Annotated in this window: 10 protein-coding genes; 6 read left to right on the top strand and 4 right to left on the bottom strand. The window is 67.4% G+C overall.

Translation table 11 applies throughout. The features are described 5' to 3' along the window. Positions 1 to 59: 59 nt before the first annotated feature. The 4 genes from SNOV_RS21415 to SNOV_RS21400 form a co-directional block, all read right to left on the bottom strand. Complete coding sequence (locus SNOV_RS21415) at positions 60 to 1,379, bottom strand: ABC transporter substrate-binding protein (protein WP_013169068.1); 1,320 nt, start codon at positions 1,377 to 1,379, stop codon at positions 60 to 62. Between the two features lie 197 nt (positions 1,380 to 1,576). Continuing rightward, positions 1,577 to 2,923, bottom strand: a complete 1,347-nt coding sequence (locus tag SNOV_RS21410; protein ID WP_013169067.1) for a sigma-54-dependent transcriptional regulator — start codon at positions 2,921 to 2,923, stop codon at positions 1,577 to 1,579. Beyond that, entirely contained in the window at positions 2,920 to 4,863 is a 1,944-nt protein-coding gene (locus SNOV_RS21405; RefSeq protein WP_013169066.1) for an ATP-binding protein, read from the bottom strand. Before SNOV_RS21405 ends, SNOV_RS21410 begins: the two co-directional genes overlap by 4 nt. Then, complete coding sequence (locus tag SNOV_RS21400; RefSeq protein ID WP_013169065.1) at positions 4,860 to 6,236, bottom strand: ABC transporter substrate-binding protein; 1,377 nt, start codon at positions 6,234 to 6,236, stop codon at positions 4,860 to 4,862. The genes SNOV_RS21405 and SNOV_RS21400 overlap by 4 nt, the downstream gene beginning before the upstream one ends. 157 nt (positions 6,237 to 6,393) lie before the next feature. Here SNOV_RS21400 and SNOV_RS21395 point away from each other — a divergent pair, with 157 nt between their 5' ends. From SNOV_RS21395 to SNOV_RS21370, 6 genes are all read left to right on the top strand, one after another. Beyond that, positions 6,394 to 7,473 (top strand): LacI family DNA-binding transcriptional regulator, encoded by a 1,080-nt coding sequence (locus SNOV_RS21395; protein WP_013169064.1) that lies wholly within the window; start codon positions 6,394 to 6,396, stop codon positions 7,471 to 7,473. A 2-nt stretch (positions 7,474 to 7,475) separates the two neighbouring features. After that, a complete protein-coding gene (locus tag SNOV_RS21390; RefSeq protein WP_013169063.1) occupies positions 7,476 to 8,240 on the top strand; it encodes a glucosamine-6-phosphate deaminase in 765 nt (254 codons plus the stop codon). 52 nt (positions 8,241 to 8,292) lie between these two features. Continuing rightward, the gene (locus SNOV_RS21385; RefSeq protein ID WP_013169062.1) at positions 8,293 to 9,456 is read left to right on the top strand and encodes an extracellular solute-binding protein; all 1,164 of its coding nucleotides are present in this window, start codon (positions 8,293 to 8,295) and stop codon (positions 9,454 to 9,456) included. Positions 9,457 to 9,536: 80 nt separating this feature from the next. Continuing rightward, on the top strand, positions 9,537 to 10,607 hold the full coding sequence (locus SNOV_RS21380) for an ABC transporter ATP-binding protein (protein ID WP_013169061.1): 1,071 nt from the start codon (positions 9,537 to 9,539) through the stop codon (positions 10,605 to 10,607). Then, positions 10,604 to 11,485, top strand: coding sequence for an ABC transporter permease (locus SNOV_RS21375; RefSeq protein WP_013169060.1), 882 nt, complete (start codon positions 10,604 to 10,606; stop codon positions 11,483 to 11,485). The genes SNOV_RS21380 and SNOV_RS21375 overlap by 4 nt, the downstream gene beginning before the upstream one ends. Positions 11,486 to 11,493: 8 nt before the next feature. Continuing rightward, positions 11,494 to 12,324 carry an ABC transporter permease gene (locus SNOV_RS21370; protein WP_013169059.1) on the top strand — a complete coding sequence of 277 codons (831 nt, stop codon included), beginning with the start codon at positions 11,494 to 11,496 and terminating at the stop codon, positions 12,322 to 12,324. Positions 12,325 to 12,390: the final 66 nt, after the last annotated feature.

Here is a 12,390-nt window from a genome sequence, read left to right as displayed (position 1 = left end):
GGATCAAGCGAAGTAGGGACGCGACCTCGCGGCGGCCGCGTCCCCGGCGTCGGCGGACGTCAGTTGGCGAGCTTCGCCGCCTCGTCCACCTTGGCCTTGGCCTTGGCGTAGTTCTCCTTGGCGAAGGTCGCCCATTTCTGCTCGAGCTCGGCTTGGCGCGCCCCCTTCTCCTTTGAGCCGGTGAAGGCGCCGCGAATGGCCTCGCTGGAGGCATCCGCCTCGGCGACGGGCATGGCGGCGATGAGGTCGCGCGCTTCCTTGATCAAGGCGCGGGCCTGCGGGTTGTCCTTCTTGGCGAGCTTGCCCTCGACCTCGTGGATCGACTTGGTCACGCCCTTGAGGTTGTCGAGCTGGAAGGAGATGAGCTGGTCGAACAGCGTGTCGACGACGTCCGTGCGCGCGCCGGACTTGTCGACGTCGAACAGCGTCATCGAGGCGAAACGCGGATCCTTGAATGGGTTGGGATAGCCCTCGGGCGCCTTGGCATAGACCGCCGGATTGACCGGCAGACGGCGGATGGACGGCTCAAGCAGCACTTCCTGGCCGGCGGGCGAGAGCAGGAAATCGACGAAGGCCTGCGCGTTCTTGGTGTTCGGCGCGTTGGCGACAATGCCGACATTGGCCGGGACCACCGTGGTCACGGTCGGGTAGACGAACTTGACCGGGAAGCCCGAGCCCTGCGCCGAGAAGGCGAAGAAGTCGATGACGATGCCGTAGCCGACCTGACCGGAATTGACCGCCTCCGGCACGCCGAAGGAGCGCTCGGTGATGGTCTGGAAGTTGCCGGCCATGTTCTTGATGGTGGCCCAGCCCTTATCCCAGCCCTCGCCCTGCAGGATCGTCTCGATGGTCAGGTGCGTAGTGCCGGAGCGCGCCGGCGAGGCGATGGCGACGTGGTCGTAATAGGGCGCGGTGGCGAGGTCGCCCCATTCCTTCGGCTCCGGCAGGTCGTTGGCCTGCTGGTAGCGGGTGTTCCACATGATGCCGTAGCCGGAGGCGGCGAAGCCGAAATAGAAGCCGTCCGGGTCGTTGATCGGATAGGCCCCGATCTTGGCCGGGATGCCCTCGGCCTTCGGGGTGTATTTCTGCAGCAGGCCCTTGCCCTTCAGCACCTCGAAGGCGTCCGGCGCCGAGGCCCAGAACAGGTCGACCTGCGGGTTGGACTTGGTCTCGTCGAGATATTTCACGCCCGCATTGGTGTTGCGGTTCTGGACGTCGAGCGTGATGCCCGGATTGGTCTTCTCGAACGCGCCCTTGATCGGGTCGGTGACGTCCTTGGAGAAGGAGGTGACGACCGTCACCTTGCCCTGGGCAAAGGCGCCCGTGGCGGTAAACGAGGCGAGCGCGAGGGTGGCCGCGAAGGCGGCGGAGCGGATCATGGGCATTTCCTCCACAAAGGGTTCTTGGCGGCCGTGAGGCTGCTGCGCCCTGTTTGGCAACGCCCGTGCCAGCGGGGGATCGGAAAGGAAATGCCTATAAATTCAAATGGATGGAAAGACAGGCAGTCCCATGCCGGCACCTTGCATGGGTCGTGCGGGTAACCTTCGGTACGGCCCGATGGGTCAGGACGGTAACATCAGTCCTCAACCCCTGCCCGCTCCAGCCCGTACTTGCGCATCTTGAGGTACAGCGTCTTGCGCGAAACGCCGAGCGCGTCGGCGCTCTGCCCGACCCTGCCGCCATGACGCGCCAGCGCGGCGACGATGGCCTGCCGCTCGGCGGCATCCACGGCGGCGTCGAGCGGAGCGACGGGCGCATCGGCCGGCGCCACGCCGGGCAACTCTTCCAGGCCGAGCACGAAGCGTTCCGCCTCGTTGCGCAATTCGCGCACATTGCCCGGCCAGGGCCGCTCCATCAGCGCCGCCAGCGTGGCGGGCGACGGCGTCTCCGGCTCGGCATCGTGCCGCTCGGCCAGCCTTGCCAGGAAATAACGGAACAGCATCGGCACGTCCTCGCGCCGGTCGCGCAGGGGCGGCAGGCGCACCGTCACCGTGTTGAGGCGGTAGACGAGGTCCTCGCGGAAACGACCCTCCGCCGCCAGGGCCACCAGATCGACCTTGGTCGCCGCCACCACGCGGATGTCCACCTGTATCTCGACATTGGAGCCGAGCCGCTCGACCGAGCGCTCCTGCAAGGCGCGCAGCAGCCGGGTCTGCGCGCCGAGCGGCATGGATTCGATCTCGTCGAGGAACAGCGTGCCGCGACTAGCGTGCTCGATCTTGCCGATGCGCCGCTCGCGCGCGCCGGTGAAAGCGCCGGCCTCATGGCCGAACAGCTCGCTTTCGATCATGTTCTCCGGCAGCGCGGCGCAATTCACCGCGACAAAGCGAGCCCCGCGCCGGCGGCCGAAATCGTGCAGCGCGCGGGCGGCGAGCTCCTTGCCCGTTCCGGTCTCGCCGAACAGCAGCACATCGGTGGGCACGTCGGCGAGCACGGAGAGCGTGTGGCGCACCCGCCGCATGGCGTCCGAGCGCCCGATCAACCGGCCGGCCCAGGCATCGTCCGGCTCGGCGGGCTGGCGCAGCGCGCGGTTCTCCAGCACGAGGCGGCGATGCTGCACGGCGCGGCGCACCGTCTCGACCAGCAGCACCGGATCGGCCGGCTTCTCGACGAAATCCCACGCGCCGCCGCGTATCGCCTCCAGCGCCATCGGCACGTCGCCATGGCCGGTGACCAGCACGACCGGGATGTCGCGGTCGATCTTCGCCACCGCCTTCAACAGCGCCAGCCCGTCCATGCCGGGCATGCGCACGTCGCTCACCAGCACGCCGGGGAAGCCGGGCTCGATCTGCTTCAGCGCGTCACCGGCGCTGGCGAAGGCGGCGGTCTCCAGCCCGTCGAGCTGGAGCGTCTGCGCATAGGCGACGCGCACCTCGTCGTCGTCGTCGACCAGCAGCACGTCGTGGGAAGGGGAAGCGTTCATGCGGCCTCGCGCAGCTCTATGGCGAAGGTGCTGCCCTGCGGCGAGCTTTCCACCAGGATAAGCCGCCCGCCGAAGTCGCGCACGATGTTGAAGGACAGCGACAGGCCGAGGCCGAGCCCCTGCCCCGGCGGCTTGCTGGTGACGAAGGGATCGAACATCTGGGCGCGCATTCCCTCGCCGACGCCCGTTCCGGTGTCGCGTACGTCGATGCGCACATGCGGTCCATCGCGCCGCGCGGAGATGGCGATGCGGCGCTCCCCGGCGCCGTCCAGCGCGTCGAGTGCGTTGGATACGAGATTGACCAACACCTGCTCCAGCCGCACCTCTTCGGCGAGCACCTTCAGCTCCGCCGGGATGTCGCGTTCCAAGACGATGCGCTCCTCGGCGATCCGGCGGGTGAACAGCGACAGCGCCCCTTCCACTGCCGCACCGAGATCGACCGGTCCTATGGCCGGCTCCGGCCGGCGGGCGAAACGCTTGAGGTGACTGATGCTCTGCGCCATGCGGGCGGTCAGGGATTCGATCCGCCCCAAGCTTTCCGCCGCTTCGGCCGGACGCGAGCGCGAGAGCAGCACCGTGGCATTATGGGCGTGCGAGCGAATGGCGGCGAGCGGCTGGTTCAGTTCGTGGCCGATGCCGGCGGCCATCTGGCCGAGCGCGGCGAGCTTGGCCGCCTGCACCAGTTCGTCGCGGGTCTGTCGGAACACGGCGAGCGCATGGGAGAGCCGGTCGAGCTCATCGCCGCCGGTACGCGCCGGCGGCAGGGCAAGCTCCACCGGCCCGCCCTCGGCGATGGCGTCGGCGGCGACGGTGAGCCGCTCCAGGCGCGCGATCAGGCTGCGGCGGACATAGAACCAGCCAACCAGCACGGCGACCACCAGCGACAGCAGCGCGATGCCGAGCAGCAGCCCGCGGCCGATCTCGATTGCCTCGGCCGCCCGCGCGGCGGCGTCGCGCGCCTCGCCTTCGATGCGCCGGGCGACCTCGGCGATGGTGCGGCCGACCTCGCCGACGATCTCACGGTTCTCGGCCAGCAGGCGCTGGCCGTCATCGGCGGCGGCGATCTCGGCGGCGCGCAGGTTCGGCAGGCCGCTCTCTATGTTGGAGAGCGCGACGAGGCGCTCGACGATCTGGCGCACGGTGATGCTGTCGGGCCAGACCTCCAGCCGCTTGCCCTCAACGGCGAGTTCGTCCGCCGCCTCGCCGAGGAAATGGCTGGTCTGCTTCATATCCTCGACCGCGCGCACCGTGGCGACGCGACCCAATATGCCAACGGTAAGGTGCGCCTGTGCGTTGAGCACGAGGATGGCCTCGGTCTTGGCATTCTCGTCGCGCAGCACCTTCTGCGCGTTGGAGGCGGCGTCAGGCTCGCCGACCTGCTCCAGCGCGGCGTGGATGTTGAAGCGGGCGTCGTCCACCAGCGGCTCGACTTCGTCCACGAGATCGGCCTGTAGCCAGCGCAACTCCTCGACGATGGTGCGGGTGCGACCCTCTATGTCGAAACGCTCCGTCGCAGTCCGGTCCACCGCGTCGAGATTGGCGGTGAGGGACTCGGCCTGCCGGCGCAGCGCGCCGAAGCCGGTCGCCGCCCCGGCGGCCGGAGCCGTGTCGAGCAGGCCGCGCAAATCGTCCAGCCGCGCGCGGGCACGGGCCATGGCGCCGGCATGGGCCTCGCGCCGCTCGGCGGTGGCGAGCTCGGTGGCGGCAGCGGTGAGCCGTCCGCCGGCCTCCGACAGGCGCGCGGCGAAGACGAGCGCCGGCACATGCCCGCGCGCCGTCGATTCCAGCTCGGCGCTGAGCCGCGCATAGGAGAGCCAGCCGACGATGCAGGCGCCGACCGCCAGCGCACCGACGCCGATGAAGGCGGTCAGCAGCCGCCCGCCAATGCCGAAGCGCAGCGGTTGCGGAGGATCGGTCGGCAGCGTGTCCGGCGCGGTCATGGCGCGGCAGTTCCCGTTTCGCCTTCCGGCAGCCGGCCGAGCGTCACCAGCCGGGTGCGCGCACCGGCGGCGGCCGCCTTCGCCGCGGCGAGGTTGTCGCCGATCCAGTCGCGCAGCCGAGCCATCAGCTTCGCCTGCGCTTCTGGCGGCTGGAGGCCACGCGGCACCCTTGCCAGCCGCGTCTCCTCTACGATTCGGGCCGCTTCCGCCTCCGAGAAGGGAACGGCACCGAGCAGGGCGCGGGCCTGCGTCGCCGCCTTGGCGGCAGCCTCGTCCGGCGCCTGCGCCAGGCTCGCCTCGACCTCGTTCACCGTTCGCCAGATCGTGGCGCTATCGGCGAGACGGAAGGTTACCAGTTCGTCGAACATCAGATTGATCAGCTCGTAGCGCGCGGCGGAACGGCCGGCGTCGAAGCGCCAATCATCGGCGCCGTCGGCAGTCTGGAACGGGTTCGGTCCGTCGCTCCGACCCTCGGCATAAAATTCCGGCCGGATCGGCTGCCGGCCGACCGCCGGATCGAGCAGCAGCCGCTGGCCCGCTACCGAGAGCAGGAAATCGACGAAGGCATCCGCCGCCTCGCGGTTCTGCGCCTGCCGCAGCAACGCAATGCTAGCGGGGGCGAAGATCTCGGGGTCAGGCACGGTGAAGCGCACGGGGCCAGCATCGAGCCCCGCTGGCTGGGCCAGGAAATCAATGGTGATGCCGATGCCGAAACGCCCGCGCGCCACGCCTCCCGATACGCCGAAGCTGCGCGCCGTGACGGTGGCGAGATTGCCGCCGATCTGGCGCCAGGTCCGCCAGCCCTGCTCCCAGCCTTCAGATTGCAAGAGCGCCTCGACCACCAAATGCGTCGTGCCGGAGCGGGAGGGCGAGGAGATGCCGACATGGCCGGCATAAATCGGTGCTGTCAGGTCCCGCCAGCTGCGCGGAACCAGAAGCCGGTGGCGATCGAGATAGGCTTCGTTCCAAGCGAGCCCGTAGGCGGACAGCGCAAAGCCCAGATAATGGCCATCCGGGTCGTTGACCGGATAGCCCGCCACGGTCGCTGGGGCGCCGGTGTCGCGCGGGGCGAGCGGCAAGAGCAGGCCTTCCAGTTTCAGAAGCTCGAAGGCGTCTGGCGCCGAGGCCCAGAACAGGTCGGCATTGAGCCGATCGCCGCCCGCGAGCTGGGCAACAGCGGCGGTGGTCTTGCGCTGGATGAACTCGATTTCAATGTCACGATGCGCAGAGCGAAAGGCGTTGCGGTAGACCTCGATCATCGACGGAGGGAAGGAGGTAACGACCCGCAGGGGACGCGCCTCGCACGCCATCGTCCAGCCGAGGATGCATAGCCCGGCAACGAACAACCCGTTCCTGAGGATGTTTCCGGCCAAGCATCCACTCCGTCAGCCCACAAGCACGAGGGTGTGCTCGTGGCGCTAGGACCAAAGCAGCTTGGACCTTGCATGGCAAACAGGCTGACAACGACATTGACACGAAATGAAACCGGTTTCATTCTCATCATGAAACCGGTTTCATTGGTGCGAAACTTTGGCCAAGCCACCGTCACACACGTCCGCTCCCACCATCCGCCTCGTCGCGCGTGAAGCAGGCGTGTCTCAGGCCACGGTGTCGCGGGCTTTCTCGCAACCCGAGTTGCTGACGCCCACGACGGTGCAGAAGGTCCTCGGAACGGCACAACGTCTCGGCTACGTGCCCAATCAGGTGGCGCGGGCGCTTTCGACGGGACGCGCAGGCAACATCGCTCTGATCCTTCCGGACGTGGCAAATCCCTTCTTCTCCACGCTCATGCGTGGTGCGCAGGCGCAGGCCTACAAGCGCGGCTATGCCACTTTCCTCGGCGACTCGGACGAGACCGCGCATCTCGAGGAAGTCCTGCTCGGCAAGCTCGCGGCCCAGGTCGACGGCTTCGTGCTCGCCTCTCCCCGTCTTGACGAACAGGTCATCCGCAAGCATGCCGCCCGCCGGCCCGTCGTGGTGATCAATCGCGATCTCGATGGCATTGGCCGCGTGCTGGTCGACACCGCCAGCGGTTTCGAAGCCGCCGTCGGCCTGGTGGCAGAGCTCGGACACCGCACGATCGCCTATGTCGGCGCGCCGGTCTCGTCCTGGTCGAGCCAGCAACGGGCATGCGCCGTCGCCACCGCCGGTGCCGCCCACGGGCTGCGCGTCGTCGAGATAGCAGCGGGCCGCCCGAGCCACGAGGCAGGACGCTCCTGCGTGGCGCGTCTGCTGGAAAGCGGCGCCACCGCGGCGCTCGCCGTCGACGACGTGGTGGCTCAAGGAATCATGGCCGGCCTTGCCGAGCGCGGTCTGTCCATACCGCGTGACTTCAGCGTGGTCGGCTGCGACGACGTCATCGCCTCCACCACCTATCCGCCGCTGACCAGCGTGAACGCCCATTGTGCGCTTGCGGGCGCCAATGCCGTCGATCTGCTGCTCAACGGTTTTGCCAATCCGACCCCGCCGATCGAGAGCCACATCATCAAGGGCGAACTCATCATCCGCGGCTCGACCGGGCCTGCACCCGCCCTTGCGCCGGCACTCGGCGGCAAGGCCCGCGGCCGGAAGGCGGCGCCGACCGAACCCGATCCGTCCAGCAGGAAGTGAACATGATCGACATCCACCTCTACGAGACCAAAACGGCGAACGGCAAGGCGGCTGCCGATTTCGGCGCGACCGCCATCCGCAGCGCCATCGCCGCAAAGGGCAAGGCCAATGTCGTTATCGCGACGGGCGCCAGCCAGTTCGAGATGCTGGAAGCGCTGGTCGCTGCGCCGGGAATCGACTGGTCCAAGGTCACCGCCTTCCACCTCGACGAATATATCGGCATGCCCGAGACGCATCCGGCGAGCTTCCGCAAATACCTGAAGGAGCGCTTCACCGGTAAGCTGCCGACGCTCGGTGCCTTCCACTTCGTCGTCGGCGATGCGCCGGATCTGGATGCCGAACTGGCCCGCATGAACGCGCTGCTCGACGCGCATCCTATCGACGTGATGTTCGCGGGGATCGGCGAGAACGGCCATCTCGCCTTCAACGATCCGCCGGCCGATTTCGAGACCGCCGCCGCCTACAAGGTGGTCGAGCTCGAAGAGCGCTGCCGTCGCCAGCAGTTCGGCGAAGGCTGGTTCCCGACCTTCGACGATGTGCCGACCGAAGCCATCTCGATGACCGTCCGGCGGATCATGTCGAGCGCCGTTGTCGTGCTCACCGTGCCGGACGAGCGCAAGGCCGAGGCCGTCCGCCACGTGCTGGAGGGGCCCGTCACCAATATGTGGCCGGCTTCGATCCTCCAGCAGCACCCCTCTTGCCACCTTTTCCTCGACCGCGCCGCGGCAAGCCAGCTCGCCAAGAAGCCGGCGCCTGCGAACGCGTGAACCTTCCTGCCTCAGTGCCGATCACCAACAACAGCCAGAGTGGAGAGAACGAATGTCTTGCATGAGCTGGAAATCCAGCCTGTTGGCGGCGGGCGCCGTGCTCGTCTCGACGACCTTCGGCGCCATGGCCGAACCGGTCGTGATCAATGTCATCGACGTCGCCGGCGACCTTGAGGTTAGTGGGCCGGCGCTGGAGAAGTTCCAGGCCGAGCACCCCGACCTCGTCTCGAAGTTCGTCTTCACCCAGGCGACCGCTCCCGAGCTCGCCGGCAAGCTCAAGGCGCAGCAGGATGCCGGGCGGGTCGACATCGACTTCGTGCTGACCGGCAATGACGCGCTTGCCGCCGGCATGGAGCAGGGCCTCTGGATGGAGATCCTGCCGAAATACGCCGACAAGTTCCCTAACCTGAAGGAACTCTACATCCCCGGCGCCTATCTGATGCAGGAGATGGCGCGCGGCCAGGCCTTCGTCATCGACTGGTATCCGTCCGGCCCGCTGCTCGAATACGCGCCCGATCGCGTGAAGGACGTGCCGAACACCCCCGAGGCGCTTATGGCCTACTGCAAGGCCAATCCGGGCAAGTTCATGTATGCCCGCCCCGCCAACTCCGGCCCCGGCCGCACCTTCGTGATGGGCCTGCCTTACCTGCTCGGCGACAAGGATCCGAAAGATCCGATCAACGGTTGGGACAAGACCTGGGCCTATCTGAAGGAGCTCGACAGCTGCATCGAGTACTACACGGCCGGCACCACGGCCTCCATGAAGGAGCTGGCTAACGGCACGCGCGACATCATCGCCACCACCACCGGCTGGGACATCAATCCCCGCTACCTTGGCATCGTCCCGGAGGAGTACAAGATCGGTGCCTTCAAGAACTTCACCTGGGTGGGCGACGCCAACTACATGGCGGTGCCGAAGGGTGTTTCCGAAGCCAAGCTCAAGGTCGTGCTCGAGCTTATGGCCTACCTGCTCAAGCCCGCCCAGCAGGCCTACATGTATGACCACGGCTACATGTATCCCGGCCCGGCCATCAAGGGCGTGACGCTCGACATGGCGCCGAAGGACAGCCAGGAGACCATCGCCAAGTTCGGCCGTCCCGAATATGCGAGCCTGATCGCCGACAACCCGACCGAAGCCCCGCTCGATGCCAAGCCCCTCGTCGCGATGTTCGACAAGTGGGACCGCGAGATCGGCGCGGCCAAGATGAAGAAGTGAGGCGTTTCCGGCGGGCCGTCGAGAGGCGGCCCGCCGGAACTCTTTCGACCGTTCCTTTGCACCAGCAGGATTTACGCGCGATGGCGATAGCTTCCGCCGGCTTTCGTGAGCTGCGGCTCGACCGCATGAGCCGGAATTTCGGAGCGCACAACGCGCTGAAGGAAATCAGCTTGACCGTGCAGCGCGGCGAGTTCATCGCCCTGCTTGGTCCTTCCGGTTGCGGCAAGTCGACCGCGCTCAACTGCCTGGCCGGGCTGCTGTCGCTCAGCGACGGGTCGATCTGGCTCGACGACAGGCGCATCGACACGTTGAAGCCGGAAGAGCGTGGCTTCGGCATGGTGTTCCAGAACTACGCCCTGTTCCCGCACATGGATGTGCGCCGCAATGTCGGTTTCGGCCTGCAGATGCACGGCGTCTCCAAGAGCGAGATTGCGCGCCGGGTCGACGAGGCCCTCGGCGTGGTTCGTCTGGGCTCGCAGGCGGCGAAACTGCCCGGCCAGCTCTCCGGCGGCCAGCAGCAGCGCGTCGCCATCGCCCGCGCCATCGCCATCGAGCCGCCGCTCGTGCTGATGGACGAGCCTTTGTCCAATCTCGACGCCAAGCTGAGGCTGGAGATGCGCGCGGAAATCCGCCGCATCCATCGCCTGCTGGGCTCGGCCACCATCTACGTCACCCATGACCAGGACGAGGCGTTGTCGCTGGCCGACCGCATCGTCGTGCTGCGCGACGGCGAGGTCCGGCAGATCGGCACGCCGCAGGAACTCTATCGCCAGCCGCTGCACGCGGACGTCGCGGAGTTCATGGGCTTCCGCAACGCCCTGCGCGGCAACGTGGTGCGGCGCGAAGGCCGCGGGATCGAGGTCGATTGCGGCTTCACGGCACCGCTTCGCGGCCAGGCGGTCGACGTCGCCGGCGACCGGATCATCGTCTCCATCCGCCCCGCCGATCTCGTCCCAATACCTGATGGTCCCATCAATGCCGAGGTGACCGGTCTCGAATATCGCGGCGAGGCCTATTACGGCACGGCGACCGGCCCGGCCGGCCAGGAACTCTACTTCCGCACCGACGAGCCGCTGGCGGTCGGCGAGGCGGTGCGGCTCGGCGCACCCGCAGATCGGACGCTGGTCTATGCCGCGGGGAACGAAGGATGACGGCCCCTCCCGCACGACGGCCCACGCTCGCAGACCGCGGCATAGACGGGGTGACGCTCCTCGTCCTGCCCGCCGCGCTCTTCGTGGTGCTGCTGTTCGTCTACCCGTTCCTCTACGGGCTGCTGCTGTCCTTCGCGCCGAAGGAAGGCGGCCTTCTCGGCAACTACACCCGCTTCTTCTCCGACCCGTACATGTACGGGACGATCTGGCTGACGCTTCGCCTCGCCCTGCCGGTGACGCTGCTCAACATCGCGCTGTCGGTGCCGATCGCGATGCAGGTGCGGCACATGAAGCATCAGCGTCTGCTGACGACCATTCTAGTGCTGCCGATCACCCTCGGCACGGTGCTCGTCGCCGAGGGGCTGCTGAACTATCTCGGCCCACAGGGCTGGCTGAACCGCACGCTGATCTTGTTCGGCCTGATCGAGCGGCCGATTCGCCTCGTACACAATTACTGGGGCGTGTTCATCTCGCTGGTGATCACGGGCTTCCCCTTCACCTTCCTGCTCACCCTGTCGATGATCTCGGGCATCGATCCGGCGCTGGAGCAGGCGGCCGCGACCCTCGGGGCTCGCGCGCGACAGCGCTTCCGTCACATCGTACTGCCGCTAATCGTGCCCGGCCTGGCGGTGACGTTCTGCCTCGCCTTCGTCGACGCCTTCTCGGTGTTTCCCTCGGCGGTGATGCTGGGCGCGCCGGCCGGCGAGACCCGCGTCATCTCCTTCGCGGCGGCGCAAGCGGCCTTCGAGCAATACGATTACTCCTACGCCTCGGCCATCGCGATGATAATGGCCGTGGTGCAGTTCGGCTTCGTCGGATTGGTGCTGACGCTGCGCGGCCTGTTCTACAAGGGCCCCGCGGGCGGCGGAAAGGGCTGAGCACGGCCATGGAAAGCGCGCTGGAACGCCTCTGGCGGACCCTTATCTGGGCCTTCGTCGTCTTCTTCGTGGTCAATGTGATCGCGATGATATCGACGGTCGTCGTCAACTCCTTCGGCACGCGATGGCTCAATTCGTGGCTGCCGGCCGCCTTCACCTTCCGCTGGTACGCCGCGGCGTGGAAGGAGTTCCAGCTCGGCGACGTGCTGCTCGTCACTTTCCAGATCGCTGGGGCTGTGGTGCTCATCTCGGCGCTGATTGGCGTCCCGGCGGCTTACGCGCTGGCCCGGCGCAACTTTCCCGGCAAGCCGCTGGTGATGCTGCTGTTCCTGCTCCCGCTGCTCGTGCCGCCGATCACCTTCGGCGTGCCGCTGGCGACGGTGCTCTACAAGGTCGGGCTCGCCGGCACGATGTGGGGCGTCATCATCGCCAATCTCGTACCGACGGTGCCGTTCACGGTGATCCTGATGATCCCGTTCATCGAGCAGATCGATCCCCGGGTGGAGGCGGCCGCGCGGGTGTTCGGCGCCGGCACCAGGCGCCTGTTCATCCACGTGCTGGTGCCGCTGCTGGTGCCCGGCATCCTGGCGGCGACGCTGCTCGCCATGGTGCGCACGGTGTCGATGTTCGAGCTGACCTTCCTGACCGCCGGTCCGACCAGCCAGACCCTCGTCGTGTCGCTCTACTATTCCGTCTTCGCGGCGGGCGTGCGTGCCGGCCAGTCGATCGACGCTATGGCGGTGATCTACATGCTGAGCACGCTGATCTGGCTCATCGTCGCTCTGCGCTTCGTCAACCCGACGCAGATCGTGGCCCGGGTGAAGAAGGCACCCGCCTGACGGCTCCACGGGCAACGAAAAAGGCCCCGTTCCGGACTGGAGCGGGGCCTTTTCTTTGAAGCGGGA

This window comes from Ancylobacter novellus DSM 506 (assembly GCF_000092925.1).
Taxonomy (GTDB): Bacteria; Pseudomonadota; Alphaproteobacteria; order Rhizobiales; family Xanthobacteraceae; genus Ancylobacter; species Ancylobacter novellus.
This window is presented reverse-complemented; position numbering and strand designations above follow the sequence as displayed.

Bases quoted from the DNA above. Each gene is read 5' to 3' on its own strand.
- SNOV_RS21415 (WP_013169068.1), bottom strand. From the start codon at position 1,379: ATGATCCGCTCCGCCGCCTTCGCGGCCACCCTCGCGCTCGCCTCGTTT.
- SNOV_RS21410 (WP_013169067.1), bottom strand. From the start codon at position 2,923: ATGAACGCTTCCCCTTCCCACGACGTGCTGCTGGTCGACGACGACGAC.
- SNOV_RS21405 (WP_013169066.1), bottom strand. From the start codon at position 4,863: ATGACCGCGCCGGACACGCTGCCGACCGATCCTCCGCAACCGCTGCGC.
- SNOV_RS21390 (WP_013169063.1), top strand. From the start codon at position 7,476: ATGATCGACATCCACCTCTACGAGACCAAAACGGCGAACGGCAAGGCG.
- SNOV_RS21385 (WP_013169062.1), top strand. From the start codon at position 8,293: ATGTCTTGCATGAGCTGGAAATCCAGCCTGTTGGCGGCGGGCGCCGTG.
- SNOV_RS21380 (WP_013169061.1), top strand. From the start codon at position 9,537: ATGGCGATAGCTTCCGCCGGCTTTCGTGAGCTGCGGCTCGACCGCATG.
- SNOV_RS21375 (WP_013169060.1), top strand. From the start codon at position 10,604: ATGACGGCCCCTCCCGCACGACGGCCCACGCTCGCAGACCGCGGCATA.
- SNOV_RS21370 (WP_013169059.1), top strand. From the start codon at position 11,494: ATGGAAAGCGCGCTGGAACGCCTCTGGCGGACCCTTATCTGGGCCTTC.